Annotated in this window: 18 protein-coding genes, 1 tRNA gene and 2 pseudogenes; 14 read left to right on the plus strand and 7 right to left on the minus strand. The window is 64.1% G+C overall.

What is annotated here, in order from left to right:
- Positions 1-46 precede the first annotated feature (46 nt).
- From RDV64_RS05020 to RDV64_RS05030, 3 genes are read right to left on the minus strand one after another with little or no spacing between them, the layout of a single operon-like run.
- The gene (locus RDV64_RS05020) at positions 47-955 is read right to left on the minus strand and encodes an SDR family oxidoreductase (RefSeq protein ID WP_309198183.1); all 909 of its coding nucleotides are present in this window, start codon (positions 953-955) and stop codon (positions 47-49) included.
- A complete protein-coding gene (queG, locus tag RDV64_RS05025) occupies positions 952-2,088 on the minus strand; it encodes a tRNA epoxyqueuosine(34) reductase QueG (protein ID WP_309198184.1) in 1,137 nt (378 codons plus the stop codon). Before queG ends, RDV64_RS05020 begins: the two co-directional genes overlap by 4 nt.
- A complete protein-coding gene (locus RDV64_RS05030; protein WP_309198185.1) occupies positions 2,069-2,758 on the minus strand; it encodes a glutathione S-transferase family protein in 690 nt (229 codons plus the stop codon). The genes queG and RDV64_RS05030 overlap by 20 nt, the downstream gene beginning before the upstream one ends.
- A gap of 175 nt (positions 2,759-2,933) precedes the next feature.
- Between RDV64_RS05030 and RDV64_RS05035 the strand changes: the two genes are divergently transcribed.
- On the plus strand, positions 2,934-3,740 hold the full coding sequence (locus tag RDV64_RS05035; protein WP_309198186.1) for an undecaprenyl-diphosphate phosphatase: 807 nt from the start codon (positions 2,934-2,936) through the stop codon (positions 3,738-3,740).
- Positions 3,741-3,769: 29 nt separating this feature from the next.
- Here RDV64_RS05035 and RDV64_RS05040 read toward each other — a convergent pair whose 3' ends face one another.
- Entirely contained in the window at positions 3,770-4,765 is a 996-nt protein-coding gene (locus RDV64_RS05040) for a complex I NDUFA9 subunit family protein (protein ID WP_309198187.1), read from the minus strand.
- A gap of 167 nt (positions 4,766-4,932) precedes the next feature.
- Between RDV64_RS05040 and RDV64_RS05045 the strand changes: the two genes are divergently transcribed.
- From RDV64_RS05045 to RDV64_RS05060, 5 genes and pseudogenes are all read left to right on the plus strand, one after another.
- Positions 4,933-5,017: transfer RNA gene (locus RDV64_RS05045), tRNA-Leu, on the plus strand.
- A gap of 259 nt (positions 5,018-5,276) precedes the next feature.
- Positions 5,277-5,480, plus strand: coding sequence for an integrase arm-type DNA-binding domain-containing protein (locus RDV64_RS05050; RefSeq protein ID WP_309198188.1), 204 nt, complete (start codon positions 5,277-5,279; stop codon positions 5,478-5,480).
- 77 nt (positions 5,481-5,557) lie between these two features.
- A pseudogene (locus RDV64_RS23820) lies at positions 5,558-5,680 on the plus strand (hypothetical protein); the annotation flags it as partial.
- 42 nt (positions 5,681-5,722) lie between these two features.
- A complete protein-coding gene (locus tag RDV64_RS05055; protein WP_309198189.1) occupies positions 5,723-6,454 on the plus strand; it encodes a site-specific integrase in 732 nt (243 codons plus the stop codon).
- Between the two features lie 4 nt (positions 6,455-6,458).
- Positions 6,459-7,073: pseudogene (locus tag RDV64_RS05060) on the plus strand (IS630 family transposase); the annotation flags it as partial.
- A 380-nt stretch (positions 7,074-7,453) separates the two neighbouring features.
- On the opposite strand, the gene RDV64_RS05065 reads toward RDV64_RS05060, so the two are convergent.
- Complete coding sequence (locus RDV64_RS05065) at positions 7,454-8,464, minus strand: substrate-binding domain-containing protein (protein WP_309198190.1); 1,011 nt, start codon at positions 8,462-8,464, stop codon at positions 7,454-7,456.
- 3 nt (positions 8,465-8,467) lie between these two features.
- The gene (locus RDV64_RS05070) at positions 8,468-9,853 is read right to left on the minus strand and encodes an ROK family protein (RefSeq protein ID WP_309198191.1); all 1,386 of its coding nucleotides are present in this window, start codon (positions 9,851-9,853) and stop codon (positions 8,468-8,470) included.
- A gap of 230 nt (positions 9,854-10,083) precedes the next feature.
- On the opposite strand from RDV64_RS05070, the gene RDV64_RS05075 reads away from it, so the two are divergent.
- The 7 genes from RDV64_RS05075 (at position 10,084) to RDV64_RS05105 (ending at position 17,151) form a co-directional block, all read left to right on the plus strand.
- Positions 10,084-10,908 carry a sugar phosphate isomerase/epimerase family protein gene (locus RDV64_RS05075; RefSeq protein WP_309198192.1) on the plus strand — a complete coding sequence of 275 codons (825 nt, stop codon included), beginning with the start codon at positions 10,084-10,086 and terminating at the stop codon, positions 10,906-10,908.
- Positions 10,909-10,968: 60 nt separating this feature from the next.
- Positions 10,969-12,090 (plus strand): substrate-binding domain-containing protein, encoded by a 1,122-nt coding sequence (locus RDV64_RS05080; RefSeq protein WP_309198193.1) that lies wholly within the window; start codon positions 10,969-10,971, stop codon positions 12,088-12,090.
- A gap of 99 nt (positions 12,091-12,189) precedes the next feature.
- On the plus strand, positions 12,190-13,359 hold the full coding sequence (locus RDV64_RS05085) for a Gfo/Idh/MocA family oxidoreductase (protein WP_309198194.1): 1,170 nt from the start codon (positions 12,190-12,192) through the stop codon (positions 13,357-13,359).
- The gene (locus RDV64_RS05090; protein ID WP_309198195.1) at positions 13,356-14,933 is read left to right on the plus strand and encodes a sugar ABC transporter ATP-binding protein; all 1,578 of its coding nucleotides are present in this window, start codon (positions 13,356-13,358) and stop codon (positions 14,931-14,933) included. The genes RDV64_RS05085 and RDV64_RS05090 overlap by 4 nt, the downstream gene beginning before the upstream one ends.
- Positions 14,923-15,894, plus strand: coding sequence for an ABC transporter permease (locus tag RDV64_RS05095; protein ID WP_309198196.1), 972 nt, complete (start codon positions 14,923-14,925; stop codon positions 15,892-15,894). Before RDV64_RS05090 ends, RDV64_RS05095 begins: the two co-directional genes overlap by 11 nt.
- Before the next feature lie 3 nt (positions 15,895-15,897).
- Positions 15,898-16,218 carry a putative quinol monooxygenase gene (locus RDV64_RS05100; RefSeq protein WP_309198197.1) on the plus strand — a complete coding sequence of 107 codons (321 nt, stop codon included), beginning with the start codon at positions 15,898-15,900 and terminating at the stop codon, positions 16,216-16,218.
- Positions 16,219-16,227: 9 nt separating this feature from the next.
- Entirely contained in the window at positions 16,228-17,151 is a 924-nt protein-coding gene (locus tag RDV64_RS05105; protein ID WP_309198198.1) for an MBL fold metallo-hydrolase, read from the plus strand.
- Between the two features lie 223 nt (positions 17,152-17,374).
- Here the strand turns inward: RDV64_RS05105 and RDV64_RS05110 are convergent, their stop codons facing one another.
- Complete coding sequence (locus RDV64_RS05110; RefSeq protein ID WP_309198199.1) at positions 17,375-18,904, minus strand: methyl-accepting chemotaxis protein; 1,530 nt, start codon at positions 18,902-18,904, stop codon at positions 17,375-17,377.
- Between the two features lie 259 nt (positions 18,905-19,163).
- Here RDV64_RS05110 and RDV64_RS05115 point away from each other — a divergent pair, with 259 nt between their 5' ends.
- The gene (locus tag RDV64_RS05115) at positions 19,164-19,313 is read left to right on the plus strand and encodes a hypothetical protein (protein ID WP_309198200.1); all 150 of its coding nucleotides are present in this window, start codon (positions 19,164-19,166) and stop codon (positions 19,311-19,313) included.
- Positions 19,314-20,069: the final 756 nt, after the last annotated feature.

Consider the following 20,069-nt stretch of genomic DNA (forward strand, 5'->3'; position numbering starts at 1 on the left):
CCGGATTTTCCGGGCCGGCGTTTTTGCGTTGGGACGGTCCGCCTGATCAGCTGGCGTTGTCCCAGGTTCCGCTTTCCCACAGGGCGCGCAGCCCCTCGCGGTATGTCGGGTAGCGCAGCCTGACGCCAAGCTCACTGCGCAGGCGGGTGTTGGAAACACGCTTCACGTCGCCGTAGAACGAGCGCGCCATGGGGCTCATGTCCGCTTCGTCGAATGGAATTTCGGGCGGCGGGTCCATCCCCATCAGCCCGGCGGCGTATTCGATTACGTCCTGCGGCGGTGCGGGCTCATTGTCGGCCACGTTGTAGTAGCGCCGCGCAGGCCGGGCGATCGACGCCACCAGCGTCTGCGCAATGTCTTCCACATGAATGCGGTTGAACACCTGACCGGGCTTGATGATCCGCTTGGCGCGGCCTTCCTTGAGCGAAACGAGCGGGCTGCGGCCCGGCCCGTAAATTCCCGCCAGGCGGAACACGCCAACCGGCACGTCGATCCGCCGGCCGAGCGCGAACCATGCGTCCTCGGCCTCAAGCCGCCAGAGGCCGCGGTCAGCGGTAGGCACGCACAGTGTCCGCTCGTCCACCACAGCGCCCCCATGGTCGCCATAAACGCCGATGGTGGAGAGATAACCGATCCAAGCAAGGTCCGGCGCGTTGGCAATATCCCGCTCGAAATGAAAGCGGAACGGATCGCCGCCCGGCCCCGGTCCGGCCGAGACCAGAACATGCGTTGCACTGCGGATCGCTTCGCTGAGGCTGGGGCTGGACCCGCCGTCATAAACAATGGACCGGATGCCGGACTGGTGCAGCGCATCCGCCTTTTCGGGCGACCGGGTGGTGCCCGTCACCGCCCCTGGCCGGACCGCGCGCAAGAACGCACGGGCGCTGTAACCGAAGCCGAGGCAGACAAGCCGCATCTCGGGGTGACGTCCGGGCAGTGCCGATTGCTCACTCATAAGTCCCATTCCGCGCGCACCATAGCGTCGCGCTCCCGCCCCAGCGCCTCATCCGCCAGACGGCGGAGCGGCGCGTCGTCCAAAGTCTGCCGCGCGGCCCACGCTGCCGCGGCACGCACTTGCGGCGCCTCGTCTGCCACCCGCTCGCTTATCAGCTCCGCGTAGTCGTCCGACTGCGCGTTGCCCACCGCAACCATCACGTTGCGCACGAAGCGCTCGCGGCCCAGCCGTTTCACCGGCGTGCCCGCATAGCGCTTGCGGAAGGCTGCATCGTCCAGCCGTCCGAGTTCCTGCAACGGCGCGGGGCCTTCACGGGGGGCAAACTGCATTTCTGCCGAAGCCTTTGCAAACCGGTTCCACGGGCAGACGGCCAGACAGTCGTCGCACCCAAAGATCCGGTTGCCCATTGCGCGGCGGAACGCAACAGGGATCATCTCTCGCGCTTCGATTGTCAGATATGCAATGCAACGTCGAGCATCCAGGCGGTATGGTGCCGGAAATGCGTCCGTCGGGCACACATCGAGGCACCGGCGGCACGACCCGCAACGATCTGCATGGGCAGGGTCGGGCTCCAGCTCCAACGTGGTGAACAGCGCGCCAAGAAACAGCCAGGACCCGTAATGGCGGGAGACGAGGTTGGTGTGCTTGCCCTGCCAGCCGAGCCCGGCTGCCGCCGCCAGCGGTTTTTCCATCACCGGCGCGGTGTCCACAAACACCTTAACGTCGCCGCCAAACCGGGAGACCAGCCGCTGGGCCAGTGTCTTCATCCGGCCCTTCATCACGTCGTGATAGTCGCGCCCGCGGGCGTAGACCGAGACGACACCGCGGTCCGTGTGCGCCAGATCGTCGAGCGGGTTGTCCTCGGGGCCGTAATTTTGCGCCAGCATCACCACCGACCGGACTTCCGGCCACAGGGCCTGCGGATGCTTGCGGCGGTCTGCGGTGTCCTTCAGCCAGGCCATTTCGCCGTGCTCGCCGGCGCCGACCATGTCAGCCAGCCGTCCGCCGGGCGCGTCGCCAAAGGCCGTGAGGTCGGCAACGGCGGCATCGTCGAACCCGGCGGCCCTCGCCTCCTTTACAATGAAGGCCTTGGCGGCGTCGGCGCGGGAATTTTCAGAAATCGAGGTCGGCATAATGCGGCGCTGGTGCAACCAGGCGCGCCTTGTCGGACAGAAGGGGGCGGAACGAGGGACGCGATTTCAGCTTCTGATACCAGGCCTTGACCGCCGGGTCCGCCTGCCACGGGGCTTCGCCCAGATAATCGACCACCGAAAGCGCAGCGCCCGCTGCAAGGTCGGCAAAGGTGAACTGGTCGCCCGCCAGCCAGTTCCGGCTCATGGCGAGCGAGCCGATATAGTGGAAATGGCTCACCGCATTTTGCCGCGCGATCCGGAGCGCGGACGAATCGGGCGCCCCGCCGCCCTTCTTGTTGGGAATTTCCAGCTTGAGAATGCGCTCGGTCACGATGGGGCCGGACACCTCGTCCTCGAACTTCTGCGTGAACCAGTTCACGAGGCGGCGCACCTCTGCGCGGTGGAACGGGTCGGCCGGCATCAGCCGATGGCCGGGCCGTCCGTCGCCATAACGCTCGTCGACATATTCCATCAGCACGGCAGCGCCGCAGATCGGGCCGCGGTCGCCGTCGAACGCCATGGGCAGCGTCATTCCCGGATTGACGGCCACGAATTGCGGCCGCTCGTCCCAGAATGGCTCGACCACAAGCTCCTGCTCCAGCGCATGTTCGGCCAGAACGAGCCGTGCGAAGCGACACGGTGCAAGAAAGGGGTGATGGTGAACGATCATCGAGAAATGCCTGACACCCTGAATGCCCTCGCGCAAGACGGGACGGGAGAACCCTAGTCGCGCGTTGGTAAGGCGAGGTTAACTGCAGCCGGACGAAGGCGTAAGGGCTTGCCATCCGTTCGCGATCGATCCGGCACGCTGTATACTGGCGCCAGCCGCTCCATAGGAGATCTTTTTGGAAAACGAAACCATCGCTTCGGCGTTGCTGCTCGGCGTCGTGGAGGGATTGACGGAGTTCATCCCCGTCTCATCCACCGGCCACGTCCTGCTCCTGGGAGAGCTGATCGGCTTCAAGTCCACCGGCAAGACATTCGAGGTGCTGATCCAGCTTGGTGCCATCTGCGCTATTCTGACGGTCTACACCGCACGCCTCACGCGCATTGCATTCGCCATGCCGCACGATCCGGCGGCACGGCGCTTTGCCGCGGGCATCATCCTCGCGTTCCTTCCGGCCGCGGCCGCCGGGGTGCTCCTGCACGACTTCATCAAGACCGTGCTGTTCGAGACGCCGGTGCTGATCTGCTCGACGCTGATCATCGGCGGTGTCCTGCTGCTGCTGGTCGACCGGCGTGCCCCCACGCCGCGCTATCATGACGCGACGAAGTACCCGTTGTGGCTGGCCCTTGCGATCGGCTGCTTCCAGATGCTGGCGCTGATCCCGGGCATGTCGCGCTCCGGCTCTACCATTGCCGGCGCCCTGCTCCTACGGGCGGACAAGCGGTCGGCGGCGGAGTTCTCCTTTTTCCTCGCCATCCCCACCATGACCGGCGCGTTCGCCTACGACCTTTACGCCAACCGCAACGTGCTTTCGGTGGATGACGTGACCATCATCGCCATCGGCTTTGTGGCGGCGTTCGTGTCAGCGCTGTTTGTGGTGCGCAGGCTCCTGGACTTTGTGTCCCGCCACGGCTTCGCACCGTTTGCATGGTGGCGCATCGTGGTGGGCACGCTCGGCCTCGCGCTGATCCACTACGGGAGCTGAAGCGGCCCCCGCAGCCTGTTGCGCCGCTGTCAGGCGGCGCTGCCCGGCTCGGCGAACTGACCGTGGCGGCGGAACACCCAGAGATAGCTGGGCAGGATCGACGCCAGCGCCCGCGGCTCCATATCCGCCGCCTTGAAGGTGCGTCCTTCTGATATCGCCGCGTCGCTGACCACATTGTCGTGGCCGAGCATGGTGATCTGGTCTTCCGTGATTGGCGGATTGGGCAGGATCGACAGCGCCTTCGCCTGGAGCCGCGCAATGCCCTCCGGCATGGCGACCACACGCCGCTTCTGCCGCGTCACCTCGAGCATCTGCTCCATCAGCTCGCGGAAGGTGCGAATCTCGGGGCCGCCCAGCTCGTAGGTTGTCCCGGCGGGAATGCGGCCTTCCACGGCCGCAGCCGTGAACGCTGCCACATCGCCCACATAAACCGGCTGGAAGCGCGTATCGGGCGAGATCACCGGCACGAACGGCATGCGCTTCGCCATCCCGGCAAAACGGTTGAAGAACTGGTCTTCCGGCCCGAACAGGATCGACGGGCGAATGGTGATTGCCTGGCCCGCCATTGCCTCATGCGCCGACCGCTCACCGGCGGCCTTGGTCCGGGCGTAGACGCTCTCGCTCTCGGCATCGGCGCCGAGGGCGGACATCTGGATCAGCCGTGTGGCCCCCGAAGCCGCTGCCGCATCCGCGATGTTGCGCGCACCTTCCGCCTGGACGCCCTCGAAGGACTGCTTGCCCCCTTCCGCCAGGATTCCGACGAGGTTCACCACCACGTCGGCGTGAGCAACCGCGGCGCGGACGCTGTCCACGTGGCGCACGTTGGCGAAGACGGGCTTGATCTGCCCGACCCCGCCCATCGGTTGCAGGTGACCCACCAGGTCCGGACGGCGGACGGCGACGCGCACGCGCCAACCGGACTTTGCGAGGGCGCGCACCAGATAGCGCCCCACAAACCCCGAGCCTCCGAACACTGTGACGAGCTTAGTAGCCTTGCGCTCCATGGCGTGACCGATCTCTTGCATTCCCCGCCCATGGGTTAGGGCGCCGCGGCGCGAAGCGCAATGTTTTGCACCATCAACATCGCCGCAGCCTTGCCTGACGGTGCGTATCCACAATGTTTCGCAGCATGGCTGCAACAGCCGTTGACATTCCACGCGCGACCCAATACCCAGCGGCTTCCGACGCAAATGCCCAGGTGGCGGAATTGGTAGACGCGCACGGTTCAGGTCCGTGTGCCGCAAGGCGTGGAGGTTCGAGTCCTCTCCTGGGCACCATTTTTCCGTCCTGCACCGTTTCAGGTTTTCCGAAACATCCCACGGACCCCGGAAGTTTGGCATCCGGCTAAAACGACAGCGTGCGCCGGAGGGTGCTGCCAGCCAGCGACATGTTGGTATATTTGTTGGCATCGAAACCAACGCCAACAGCCACCGACACCGCTATCCGGAATTCCAATCCAACCGCTCGAACGGTGAAGCTATCGGACGGCGGCGGCCTGTACCTCCAGGTCAAAAGAATGGAAGCCGCCTCTGGTGGATGAATAATCGGCTTGATAAGCGCCAGAAGACCGTGGCGTTCGGCTCCTATCCCGCTATCAGCCTTGCGGAGGCACGAGCCCGCCGCGACGAAGCCAAACAGCTGCTGGCCAAGGACATCGATCCCGGCGAGCACGCGAAGCGCGAGCGGGCACAGCGAACCCTCGATACCAACACCTTCGGCGCCATCGCCGAGGAGCTCTGATTAAGCGCGCGAAAAATGGCCTATCCTAAGTCACGCTCGGGAAGGCACGCTGGCTCCTTGAGTTTGCGCGCGCCGAATTGTGGACTCGGAAAATCACAGAAATCAGCGCTGCCGACATCCTTGCAGTTCTTCGAAAGGTTGAAGCTCGCGGGACCCATGAAACTGCAAACCGTCTGCGCTCAATGGTCGGGCGGGTTTTTCGGTATGCGATCTCAACCGCTCGCGTCGAAGACGATCCCATATTGGCGCTGCGCGGCGCCCTGGTTACGCCAACGGTCACCAACAGGGCAGCGATCACAAACGTCGGTCGGATCCGGACGCTGATGAAGCGGGTGACGGAATACGGAGGACAACCAACAGTCCGGACTGCGCTCCTCCTGATGGCTTATCTCTACCCTCGCCCCGGCGAGCTCCGGGCGGCGAGTTGGTCGGAGTTCGACCTCGAACAAGGGATATGGACGATCCCGGCGGGGAGGACGAAGATGCGCCGGGAGCATCGGAAACCACCGGATGATGAACCACTCGCCCTCCTAAGCGACCTCCGGACTTTAACAGGGCATGGCGATCTCGTGTTCCCTTCTCTGACCTCATCATTCCGGCCGATTAGCGAAAACACGATGACCGGAGCCCTTCGCCGAATGGGCTACACCTCCAATGACATGACCGCCCATGGCTTCAGGGCAACAGCCAGCACGCTCCTCAATGAAAGCGGTTTATGGTCACCTGACGCGATTGAACGCGAACTCGGCCACGTCGAAATCAACGCCGTGAGACGGGCGTATAATCGAGCTGATGATTGGGATAAGCGACGAGAGATGGCAAAATGGTTTAGCGCTTTGCACACGGGACTAGTGGATTGCTCGCAACGAAAGATCCCCGTTCTGGGATTCCATTGCGCTGGGATTGGTGCGAGTCTGTGGGGGGCGCACCTGCATCTCGTTCGCGGTTTCCGCTCGCGCCGCCAAGTGACTTGAAGCGATCGTCGTCGATCCGAAGAGCCCGCAGATGCACGTCTGACGGGCTCGGGTCATTCTTCTCAGCGGTCGTGGTGCGGGGACGAACGCGATTGTCGCCGAGACGGCCAGGTCCGAGCACTGCGTCTGGCGCTGGCAGGAGCGTTTCATGCGCGAGGGCGTTGATGGTCTTCTTTATGACAAGTCGCGCTCGCCCGGCATTGACCGCTTCCCGCCAACGATGTGGCAGAGATCGTTCGCCTGACCCACGAAGAGCCCCTGCACGAGGCGACCCATAGGACGCTGCAGGCGATGGCCAGAGCGGCCGGTGTCGCCGCCTCGACGGTGCAAGGGGATCTGCAAGGCGCATGTCCTCAGCCCCCACCGTTGGCGGGCATTTCAGCTGTCCAGAGACCCGGTGTTCGGCGAGAAGCTCACCGACATCGTCGCCCTGTATGTCGCGCCCCCGGCGCATGCAGTCGTGCTGTCAATCGACGAGAAGAGCCAGATCCACGCGCTCGATCGTACCCAGCCCGGCCTGCCGATGAAGAAGGGTCGCGCCGGGACGATGACCCACGATTACAAGCGGCACGGAACGACGACGCTGTTTGCCGCGCTCAACATGCTCGATGGCGCCGTCACCACAAACGCCACGTTCGATCTTTCGAAGATCCGTAATTCCATCAGGGCCCGATTTGATGCCACGTTTGTTGACGTAGTTGTTCGGCGAGAACTTCCCTTTAGGGCCCAAGGAGGGCCGGCAAATCGAATAACGTCGCTCGCAATCGGTCGGGGGGAATCGGCCAAGCTGGGCATGGCCGCTTCCCCCAACCCATCGCAAGCACGCGGCCCGACAAGTACCGATCCTCATGAAAAATTTTAAGCTGGTTTCCGGCCAATGCCTTCTGGCCATAGAGGATCGTGTCGCGCTGGGCCTCGAAGTCCTGAAAGAGGTTTTGGGCGCTTCGAACCCGATGGTCCTGAAATTTGTGCAGGGGCAAGTTCACACGCAAGCCTGCATCACGCCGCGGGTTTTGGAGTTGGAGCAAACGAATGTTTTTCCAGAATCTGCGAGCGCCAAACCGTCTGATAGCTTTCGGCCACGTTTTCCCTTGTCACCGGGAGCCCTGGCAGCGCGATCCAGTGCGGGACCGCAACGCCCAGAAGCGACTGGATCACGGTCTCGGCGGCCGCGACGCCCTGGCGGAACGGCTCCTGCGCGGCAATGCCGACGATCTGCCGGCCACGCGCCAGGCAGATCGCAGCGTCACGACCAAGATCCACCGTGGTGACGGGAATGTCGTACCCGGCCGCCTCGAACGCATGGATTGCGGCCAAAGCTGGCGTATCCCAGACGACGAACAGTCCTGCAATCGCCGGGCTGGCGTCGATGAAAGCGCGTGTGGTCTCGCCCACCGCATCCAGCGACGGAAAGCGGATCATGCGGACCGTCAGGTCGGGGCGGTTCGCGATCATCCAGCGCCTGAAGGCAATCTCGCGTTCGTTGGATGAATAAAAATCGATGCCATACGTCATCAGCCCGATTTCGCTGCCGGTTGCGACATGGGGAGACAGAAGCTCGGCGCAGATCAGGCCGAGCCCGAAATTGTCCGCGGATATGAACGAGGTGTAGTCGGTGCCAGGCAGCAGCCCGGTTGGCACGTTTTCCTGCAGGAAAAGCCGGATGCCGGCGCGAGACACGCAACGGTGCGCCTCGGCAACGGACGCGTTCGCAACCGGGATGGAGATGATCGCATCGAGTGGCTCGTTGCTCAGCCTCTGCAGGGCATTGCTCTGGGCGTCCGCCCGGAAGCCGCAGTCGACGACCTCGTTCACGACGACGGCGCTGTCGCCGAATGTGCCAACCATGCCCGTCAACTGCTGCCGGGACCAGTCGCTGTCGTTGGTGTGCAACACCACGGCCACGCGGAACCGCCGTTCGCGCGCCGCAGCAATGTCGGACGGGGTGAGAGATTTCCAGGCTGGCGAAACCGCGCGCTCGCCGTGCGGGCCCAATCCGGTTATCGGCATGGCTTATCGCCCCTCCTGTTCATCGCGCCTCGTGTGGGGAGGCGCCGCGGGCGGATCGTATCGAGCCGGCGGCTTGTCCCGGTCGTGGCTGGAAAGCGTCTGGCGGAACCGCTCAAGGGCCGTTGGCTCGCTGAGGGTGATCCATTCCCGCAAGAAGTCCGAGTCGAAGAGCGCTTCGATCACCACCTTCGCAGCCCCCAGGAGCCCGGCGGAGCTGCCGAGGCGCGAGGCGCGGATCTTCAAGTCTCGCGTGACGAGCGGGTGGGATTCGCCGTAGACCGCCTCACGTACGGCGGCGAGGAGAATGTCGTTCGTCTGCGCGACCGAGCCGCTGAGGACGATGATCGACGGGTTCAGCATGTTGGCGAAGGCAGCCACGACATGGCCGATCAGGTTGCCGCTGCGCGCCATGATTTCCATGCTGACGGGATCGCCCATCTGTGCGGCCTGCCCGACGTCGATGGCGGTGACATCGCCGCCGCGGCTCAGGATGTCGGCCAGCGCCGGGCTGCTCCCGTCGCGGGCGGCGGCGAGTCCTTCGGCGGTGATCATGTCACTCCCGGCCAATACATCCAGCGCGGCCGTGCGTCCGCCGAACGTTGTCGGCATCTGGCCGATCAGCCCGGCCGACCCTTGCGCGCCGCGGTAGAGCTGCCCGTCGCAGACAATTCCGGCGCCAATCCGCTTGCCGACCTTGACGAACAACATGTCGGACGTCTCCGCATCATCGCCTGAGTAGAGTTCACCGACGGTCATCGTCTCCACGCTGCTGCGCATCCAGACCGGGGCCCCGAACTGGACCGAGAGACGCTCGACGAATGGAATGCCGTTCCAGGCGGGCAGGAACGCCGGGGTCGTGACAAGAAAATCCTCCCCCGGCGCCATCCGGACGGGGCCAGGAACCGAAATCCCGATCCCCCACAGCGGCACTGACCGCTCCTCCTTTTCGAGGATCCACTCGAACAGGGCGCAAAGCCGGGCGATCGTGCTCTCCGGCGGTTCGCCAAGATCCAGGGTTTCGTGGTGCACGGTCAGAAGCGTGCCCGACAGATCGGCGATGCCGACGCCGATGGCCGTCTGGTCCAGCGTCGCGACGATCACCCGCGCACGGTCGGCGTTGAACTGGACGAGCCGCGGCGCCCGGCCGCCTGCCGCCTCGGCAAAGGCGCTTTCGTCGGCCAGTTGCAGCCCGATCAGGGTGGCGAGCCTGTCGGCCACGATGGCCCGTCCGAGCTCGCTTTCGCGTTCCAGCTCCTGACGGGTGTTGGCAGCCCCGGTGCGCACGAGATTGAGGATGGTCGCCAGGCTCCGCGCCGCGGCGTCGGCATTGCGCGGCCTTCCCCTGCCGCGCTTGCGCGATCCGTTCTCGAATATCCCGTTGTCGGCCACGACCAGACACTTTGCTGTTGCCGGAGGCGCAGGGATACACGCCGCCGATCTGCATGACAATCATAGGCTTCTGCATTTAATCTGCAAAAGTCCGCCATATTATGCTGAATAAATTTTGACTTGCGCCCGTGATCGTCTAAACTGCCCACAACAAGATTAAATTCTCCGGCCACCGGGGAGCGCGCCCGGATCGGCTTGTCGCCGTCACCGGTGCGCGAAGGGAGAATCAGATGGTGCAGTGGAATCTCGCCTACCACGCGAACTGCTGGGGCCCGCTTGGAGGCGACGCGGTGGGCGTAACTTCGATTACACAGCTGACCTATCGAACCTTTGGCGATATGGGGCAGGCGTTCGAGGACATAGCGAGAGCCGGATACCAGGGTGTCGAGGTTTTCGACGGCAACCTGATGGATGTCCCGGCCCGCGAATTCACGCAGATGCTGGGCATCAACGGGCTTGCACTGGTTGCAGCCTATTCCGGCGGCAACTTCATCTTCGATGACATTATTGAAGAGGAGCTGGCGCGGATCCGCCGCGTCGCGGACCGTGCCGCCGAACTCGGGGCGCCGCATCTGGTCGTGGGCGGCGGAGCAACGCGCGCCACCGGCATTCGCGATGCCGACTATGGCAAGCTTGGCGCCGCGCTCGATCGGGTCGCTGGCATCGCCAGAGAGCGCGGGCTCACCGCCCACTACCATCCGCACCTGTCGACCATTGTCGAGGGCCCCGAACAGGTGCGCCGCATATTCAGTGAAACCGGGATCGACTTCTGCCCGGACACGGCCCATCTGGCCGCCGCCGGCGGCGATCCCGCGGCCATGATCCGCGAGCATCGGGACCGGATCAGCTACGTGCATCTCAAGGGCCTGCAACGCGAACCGTTCGCATTCACGCCGCTCGACCGCGGCGACGTCGACAGCGGCCCGATCGTCGACGCGCTCATCGACACGGGATTCGACGGTTGGGTGACCGTCGAGCTGGACGCCTGGGACGATCCCCTCGGCGGCGCCGTCCAAAGCCGCAACTACCTTGAATCGCGACTGAAATTAGCCTGATCGGCCGATTTGCAAGGGCGGGCCTGCCGGCGCGTCCCAACAGTGGAGGAGGAAACACAAATGATAAGAACAATGTTCACGCGCGGCGCCATCGCAGCCGCGTTCCTTGCGGGCGGACTTGCCAGCATGCCGGCCCATGCCGACCCGGATGCCGCGCTCGCGGCGCTTCAGTCTACCGTGTTGTCGAAGGGTCCCAGCGGCGAGGAGCCGAGCCCGGCATCCGACCTCGTCCTTTCCGATGACGAAATTGCAAAGATCAAGGCGATGAACGCCACCGCCGCCATCGTCATGCACTACGGCGGCAATGACTGGTCGCGGGCCCAGGTCGAGGGGATGCGCTACCAGTTCGGCGAGATGGGCGTCGAGGTCATTGCCGTGACCGACGCTGGCTTCAAGCCCGAGAAGCAGGTCGCCGACATCGAGACCGTCCTGGCGCAGAAGCCGGACATCATCGTCTCGGTCCCGACCGATCCTGCGGCGACCGCTGCGGCCTACAAGGCGGCGGCCGACGCCGGCGTGAAGGTCGTCTTCATGGAAAACACGCCGCCGGGGCTGGAAGTCGGCAAGGACTACATTTCCGTGGTTTCCGCTGACAACTACGGCAACGGCGTCGCGTCGGCGCACCTGATGGCCAAGGCTCTCGGTGGCAAGGGCAAGGTCGGCATGGTCTTCTTCGCCGCCGACTTCTTCGTGACCCAGCAGCGCTACGATGCCTTCAAGGCGACGATGGCGTCGGACTATCCGGACATCGAGATCGTGGCCGAACAGGGCGTCGGCGGACCCGACTTCAGCGGCGACGCTGACAAGGCGGCCTCCGCCATGCTGATCTCGAACCCCGACCTCGACGGGATCTGGGCCGTCTGGGACGTTCCGGCGGAAGGCGTGGTTTCCGCAGCGCGGGTTTCCGGGCGCGACGACCTCGTCATCACCACGATCGACCTTGGCGAAAACGTCGCCATCAACATGGCCCAGGGCAGCTACGTGAAGGGGATCGGCGCACAGCGGCCGTTCGACCAGGGCGTGGCTGAAGCGATGCTGGCCGGCTACGGCCTCCTGGACAAGGAGGCGCCTGCCTTCGTCGCGCTGCCGGCACTGCCCGTCACCAAGGACAACCTCCTCGACGCGTGGAAGACCGTTTACCGCACCGACGCGACGGCAAACATCCAGAAGAGCATGAACTGAGAAACCGGGGCTGGCGCCAGGAGCGCCGGCCCCGACGACCGCTGGGCAGCCACGCAAAGCCTGCCCTGAACCTCGCCAGTCCCGACGGGAGCAACAACAATGACAAAAACGCTGAACGTGGCGATGATCGGTGGCGGTTTCATGGGCAAGGCCCATGCGATGGCTTACGCCGTGATGCCGATGTTCTTCTGGCCGGCCGCGGCCATCCCGCACCGAAAGGTCGTGGTGGATGTCACCGACGAAATGGCCGAGGACGCCCGTTTGCGGTTCGGCTTCGACGAAGCGTCTTCGGACTGGCGCTCCGTCGTGAACCGGGATGACGTCGACATCGTCGACATCTGCACGCCCAACAATGTGCATGCCGAGATTGCCATCGCAGCAGCGAAGGCCGGCAAACACATCATGTGCGAAAAGCCGCTCGCCCGCGGCGGCGAAGAGGCGCGCCAGATGCTGGACGCCGTCAATCAAGCCGGCGTGATCCACATGGTTGCCTTCAACTACCGGCGGACGCCGGCAGTGGCGCTGGCGAAGAAGTATATCGACGAGGGCCGGATCGGAAAGATCCTCAACTTCCGCGGCACCTACCTGCAGGACTGGTCGGCCGATCCGGACGGCCCGCTGTCGTGGCGGTTCCAGAAGAAGATCGCCGGCTCGGGCACCATCGGCGATATCGGCACGCACGTTGTGGATCTGGCGCACTACCTTGTGGGCCCGATTGCGGCGGTGTCCGCGATGACGCCGACCTATATCAAGACGCGCCCCGTCCAGTCGGGCGGCGTCGACAAGCTGGGCGCCAGCGACAAGAACGCCAACGCCGAACGCGCGGCGGTCGATGTCGAGGACGAGCTGGTCTCGATGCTGAAATTCCAGAACGGCGCCATCGGTTCTCTGGAGGCGACGCGCAACGGCTATGGCCGCAACAACTTCATCACTTTCGAGATCCACGGCACCGAGGGCTCGATCGCCTTCAACTACGAGCGGCGCGACGAACTCCAGGTGATGTTCAACAGCGACCCTGCCGATGCGAGGGGTTTCCGCACCGTCTACACGGGGCCGGCGCACCCGTATGGCGAGGGGCTGTGGCCGATCCCGGCTCTAGGCATCGGCTATTCCGAAACCAAGATCATCGAGTGCCATGACTTCTTCACCGCGATTGCCACCGGAAAGCAGCCCTCGCCCAACTTTGCGGACGGCCACCTGACCGAAGTTGTGGCCGATGCGATGATCGAGTCGGGCAAGACCCAGCAATGGGTCAATGTAGCCTCATGACCCCCACGGCTCATGCGGTGGACATGCGCGGCATCTCCAAGCGTTTCGGTGGCGTGCACGCACTGAGGAGCGTCGACTTTCAGGTCGACGCGGGAGAAGTCCATGCGCTGCTGGGTGGCAACGGCGCCGGCAAGTCGACCATCCTTAAGGTGCTGAACGGCGTCCACGCGCCTGACGAGGGCACCATCGAGGTCTGCGGTACCAGAATCACCGAGCCATCGCCGGAAGCGGCCCGAGCGGCCGGCATGGCGATGATCTTTCAGGAGATGAGCCTCGTCCCCTCACTGACGGTCGCCCAGAACGTCTTCCTGAACCGCGAGATGAAGACGCGACTCGGCCTGATCGACGACCGCGAGGGCGAGCGGAAAGCGCGCGACCTGTTCGACCTTCTGGAGGTCGACGTGAACCCGAAGGCACTGGTGGCCGAACTCGGTGCCGGCCAACGGCAGCTGACAGAGATCGTCAAGGCGATCAGCCAGGATGCGCGCGTGCTGGTGCTGGACGAGCCGTCCACTGCGCTTTCCGTCTCGGACGTGGACCGGCTTTTTGTTTTCCTGCGCAAGTTGAAGGCGCGCGGTGTGGCCGTCATCTACGTGTCGCACAGGATGGACGAGATCGCGCGCATTGCCGACCGTGCGACCATCCTTCGCGACGGCCGACATGTCATCACGGCGCCCCTGTCCGAGCTGCCGATGGACACCATGATCGAGCATATCATCGGCAAACGATCCAGCGGCTTTCATGATGTGAAACGCGAAGACGTCGAGATTGGCGCTCCTCTTCTGGAGCTTGTGGGCGTGTCTGGCCGCAACAAGCCGGTGGAAGTAACGCTGACGGTGCACCGGGGCGAGATCGTGGGGCTGGCCGGCCTCCTCGGATCGGGCCGCTCGTCGCTCGCCAAGGTGATTGCCGGGATCGAGCCATGCGCGAGCGGCGAGATCCGGCTCTCCGGCAAGCCGATCCTCGCTCGCAGCCCGCGAGATGCGATTGAAGCTGGCATCGCACTTGTCCCTGAAGCGCGAGCGACACAGGGCATCATCCCCGCGCATTCGGTGGCCGACAACCTGACGATGGCGGTGCTCGACAAGCTGTCGTCGCGCGGTTGGATCGAGCGTGAAGCGGTCGCGATAACCGCCGACGGGCAGATCGCAGACCTCTCGATCAAGACCGCCTCGCGCGACCACCCGGTGGGCACGCTGTCGGGCGGCAACCAGCAGAAAGTGGTGATCGGCAAATGGCTCGCAGCCGACCCTGCCCTCTTCGTGCTGGACGAACCCACGGCCGGCATCGACATCGGGTCGAAGTCCGAGATCATCCGCCTGATCCGCGAACTGGCGAAAGCCGGCAAGGGCGTCGTCATGGTTTCTTCCGAACTCAGTGAACTTCTGACCGCCTGCGACCGGATCGTTGTCCTTTCCGAAGGGCGCCTTGCCGGCAGCTACGCTCGCAAGGACCTTGATGACCCCACCATTGCAGCCGGCGACACCGCACATCGGCTGCAAGCCGCCGAGCAAAAACTCCAATCCCACATCCAGAACGCCCTGAAGGATCAGGAAACGCGCCATGCCCACTGAAAAATCCGGCCAATCACAGGGGCTTGTTTCCCGCGCAAGCTTTGCCAACTGGCGAAAATACATCATCTACATCGGCTTCGTCGCAATCTTCCTGATCTTTGCGGCGACACTGAGCGACAAGGGGTTCCTCAACCCCAACAACCTGCTCAACATTTTCCGGCAGACTGCGATGATTGCGGTGATGGCAATCGCGATGACCTTCGTGCTGGCGTCCGGGGAGATCGACCTCAGCGTCGGCGCGGTGGCAGGGCTTGCCTCGGTCACGGTCGCGATGGCCATCGACTCGGGCGGGATGGTCTTCGGCATCTTTGCCGGGCTGGCCACCGGTATTGCCGCCGGCGTGTTCAATGGCCTTCTGACGACGCGGATCGGGATCCCCTCATTCCTGACGACACTTGCGATGATGGGAATCGCAAAGGGCGTTGCGATGTGGATCAGCGATTCCGCCGCGGTCCCGATCATCAACCCGATCTATTCCTGGTTTTTCGGCGGCGGCTCCATCGGCAAGCTGCCGGTCCTCCTCATCTGGATGCTGGTGATCGGCGTGATCGGACATTTCGTCCTGCGGCGAACGACCTTCGGCCGGCGGGTGCTGGCAAGCGGCGGCGGCGAGACGGCTGCACGCTATTCCGGCATCGACACGCGGTCGGTCAAATTCCGGGTTCTGGTCATCTCGGCAACGGCCGCAGCACTCGCCGGGATGCTGTATGCGGGCCGCCTGCAATCAGGCCGCTTCCAGTTCGGCGAAGGCGATGAGCTGTCCGTGATCGCAGCAGCGGTCCTTGGCGGCACCAGCCTGTTCGGCGGTTACGGCACCGTTGTCGGCACCATCGTCGGGGCGCTGATGATCGGCCTCATCAACAACGGGCTGATCCTGATGGGCCTGGAATTCAGCCAGCAGCTCATCGCGCGCGGCGGCATCATCATCCTCGCCGTCGCTCTGAACCAGAAGAGGAGCTGAGCCGTGACCATAGGATGCACGATCATCGGAACCGTCGTTGCAAAACCCGAGATGCAGGCGGAGCTCAAGGCGATCCTCGGAGCGCTGGTTGCGCCGACCCGGGCCGAAACGGGCTGCATCAACTACGACTTCCATGTCGACGCCGCAGACCCTTGCGTCTTCGTCTTCTACGAAAACTGGACGAACCGGCAGGCGCTGGACGAGCATCTGGCCAAGCCGCATCTGAAACCGTTGCTGGACCGGCAGGCAGAACTGCTCGCGCGGCCGGTGGAAATACGCCACCTGGTCATGCTGAGCGAAATTCCCGGCCGGCCGGCAGCGTAGGAGACGACGATGGCCGCACCGCGCCTCAACACGCAGGTACCAGGCTGGTACCGCTTCCTGATCGGTGAGTTCGAGTGCACGATCATCTGGGATGGCTACATCCATCATCTTTATGATGGGCTGTTCCCGAACGGCGATCCAGCCGAAGTGCAGCGGTTGCAGGAGGCATACCGCCTGCCGCTCGATCACATCCCGATGGACCTCAACCCGGCGCTTGTGAACACCGCAGACCGGCTGTTCGTCGTTGATACCGGGATGGGCCAGAAGCGCCCCATCATGGGAGACTTCACCGGCAAGATGGCGCAGAACATGGCTTCGGCTGGGTTGCACCAGGCTGACGTCGATGTCGTGCTGATCACCCATATGCATCCCGACCACACGTTCGGTCTCATCCGCCCGGACGGCAGCAAGACCTACCCGAACGCCGACCTCGTCGTGCCGCGGATCGACTGGGAGGAATGGACCGACACGCGGAACCTCGGCCGGGACGATTTTCGCGGCGTATGGACCGAAGGAATTCTGGAGGCCGTCGCGCCGTACCGGGACCGCATCCGCCTCGTCGAGCCGGGCGAACAGCCTTTTGCGGGTGTTTCGGTCATGTCAGTGGCCGGTCACTCTTCCGGGCAATGCGCCTACATTTTCGAGAGCAACGGGGAGAAGGTGATCTTCACCGGTGACGCAACCCACCACCACGTCTTCGATCCGCACCATCCCGAGTGGTTCTTTCACAACGAGTTCGACAGCAACCCTGCGCAGGGTGCCGAGGCGAAGGCGACTGTTTTCAGGAAGGCCGTCGATGAACGGCTCCGGTTCCACGGCTACCATTTTCCGTATCCGGGCCTCGGGATCATCATCCCGGCAGACGACGGATCGTTCCGGTATCTGCCTGACATGCCGACGCCCCGGCTGGGACCGGGGCGCTTTGGCACCTGAAGTGCGGGACGTAGGCCGTCTCAGTCGCAAACCCACTCGACGCGGATGACATAGGCGTGGCGGCGGGGGTCCAGCGCTCTGAGCTGACGTCGCGTCAGTAGACAGTTCGGGGGGCGGCAGAAGCCGCGCCATTCTTGAAAGCGCGGACCCACATTTGCTACGGGGCAAGCGTTGGTGGCGATTGCCGGCGGTATCGCGGACGCCGGCCAAAGCGGATCGTCTCTCAACCCTCTTGGATCCGCCCCATCGCGGCGACCTCGCCGACGAAGGCGCCAATGCGGTTCTTCAGCCCATGGAGCTTCTCGGCCGCGGCGGCGGCGACCCCCTGCACCGTCCCGGCTTCCTTGCTGCCGGTCTCGATGACCCTCGACAGTCGGTCGACGCTCGCGATGGCAGACTGGTTCGCCTGACGGGCATCCTGGAAGGCATCCGTCAGAGCGGTCGTCGCGGTGTCCTGCTCGTCCACCGCGGCCGTGACCTGGGACGCGCTCTCGTTCACCGCGTTGCACATGGCGCCGATCTCACCGATTTTAGCGGTCGCGGTCTGCGTGGAGGCTTCGATGGCGGCGAGGCGCTGGGCGATGGTGTCCGTGGCGGCGCCGCACTGTTCGGCCAGCTGCTTCACCTCTGCCGCGACAACCGCGAACCCGCGGCCCGCCTCCCCCGCCCGTGCCGCCTCGATGGTCGCATTCAGCGACAGGAGGGAGGTCTGCTCCGAGACCGAGCGGATCACCTGCAGAATGGACGTCAACTCCGCCGCCGCGCTCGCGACCCCATCTACCGCGGCGTTGCCTTCGACGCTGCGCCTGGCGACGGCCTCCACCCGTTTGATCGCATCGTTCATGCTATTGCGGATGCGGGTGCAGGACCCGCTCACGGTTTCTCTTGCCACGTCCGCCGTCTCCATGGCCTGCGTGACGCGGGACGTTGCCGTCAGCACGTCATCGAGCCGACCGTGACCCTCCCGCGTTACCGCTTCCATGGCGTCGACGACGCTGGACATGCGCTCCATCTCCGAGACGGCGGTGGCGGCAATGCTGTCGGTCTCGACGTTGAACCGATCGATGCAGCTGCGCAGCGTCGACTGTTGCGCCGTCTCGGCGGCCAGCCGGCCCTTGAGGTCGGCGGTCATCATGTCGACCTTGTGCAGCGCATCCCGCTCGCTGGCGTCCGCCACGCGCACGAGACTCTCCATGCGCGACGAGGCCGGCATCAGGAACGCGATCTGGATGAAGACGAAGCCGCCGTGGATCACGAAGACGCGGAACCAGTCCGTCCCTTCCGGGAAGACGCACATGGGAAAGAAGAGGTTGAAGACGACGTGGTGGCCGACGGCGATCGCCGACGTGGTGAAGAACACGTTCCTGTCGCAGAAGCCGATCATGCCGGACATGAGCACGAAGAAGTACATGTGCATGTCAAGCTGGTAGGGGGACCCGTTCAGCGCGGCGATCAAGACAAGCGACTGCGAGACCGCGACGCCCGACAGGATGTGGCGGCCAAAAGAAGCGGCGCCGCCCATGCGCCAACCCACCAGCGAGACGATGCAAAGCACGAGGCTGATGCCAACGACGAGACTCGCGAAGCCGAGCGTCTGACCCGAAACGACGCAGAGAAGCAGCGCCGCCGGCGGATGGGCCCAGAGGAAGAATGCGAGAAACTTGCCGAACTTCTCCCGCATCTGCACGAGCCGCTGCGAGTCGTCGTGTGCACCCATCGAAGTGGATGGGTCGTACGTGGTCCTGTCAAGCATGCGACGTGTCCTCGGGGTCTGGTTCACCACGCTCTGCTGCCCGTCGGGGCGCTGCAGACGGATGGAGCACTCACTATACGCAAGGTCTTGCCCGGGCCTGAGACGGTCGAGGCAAGCCTCGGCCGCCCGCGCGGCTCTAGACTAGGCGGGCACGGGTCGCGGCTCCCGGGTCCTTACCTTGGCCAATCGTCCGACGCGGACCGGGGGCGGCGTCCAAAGGTTCTCGAGACCGCGATCGTGGCGGCGGGAGGCAGGGTACATGAAGATTTACGCGCTCGTGGCGCTGTATGGATTCGCGCTGGCCTGCGCGGCGCAGGTTTACGCCGCGCGCCTGTCTGTTGCGGGCGCGTCGGAGTTCCTGGTCATGTGCACCACCGCGATCGCCTCGCTGACAGGCGTCGCGGACTGATCGTAGCTGCCTGTTGCGACAAGCTGGCCTCCAGCTTCCTCGGCATTGTACAACTCGCCACAATCTGAATCTGGATCAGGTTCGTCCACACGACCTGGGTCGCAATCCTACATCTCGAGCCAAAAACCCATCAGCGCGCCGAGTAGCCAATGATGCCGCGCCCATCGTGCCTAGGACTGACAAACTTCGTCGCACGCTCGAGCGAAGGCGCGAAATAGTGGCAGATTGTGCGCCTTTAGAAGCGCCACATTGGCCGGCTTCAGGTCGGACCCAGATTATCAAAGTCCGTGAACGGCCGTCGAAACACCACGAAAGCTGAATAGTTTGTTGGTACAATCGTTTCTACCCCGCCACTTGCGGAGGCGAAATCTAGTAATAAATCAACGGCATAACGAACTAATGCCAGTCCTCTTCTGGCACCACGGCCACTCAAGGGCCGCAGCCTGAACATCAGCGTTTCTGCGGACTTAACGGAGCCCATGTGCTACACAAGGGTGTTCCACAGTGGTCGTCCGACGTCCTGCCGAAGGCACTCGGTCAGCGGCTGACGATTCCCTTTGGTGACAGGGTCGTTCACAAGACTCTCGGCCCAAAGGAATCGGAGATCGGATTCTCTCTCCGCACCCGTGACCCGGCCGAGGCAAAGCGCCGCCAGGCCGCCGTCCTCGACCACCTCAACACAGTCTGAGATGGTCTGCGCAATGGCTCACGCAGGCTGACCAAGCGAGAGCTGGTTGCCCTGGCCGGTGAAGTCTA

It is taken from the genome of Acuticoccus sp. MNP-M23 (genome assembly GCF_031195445.1).
In the GTDB taxonomy this organism is placed as follows: Bacteria; Pseudomonadota; Alphaproteobacteria; order Rhizobiales; family Amorphaceae; genus Acuticoccus.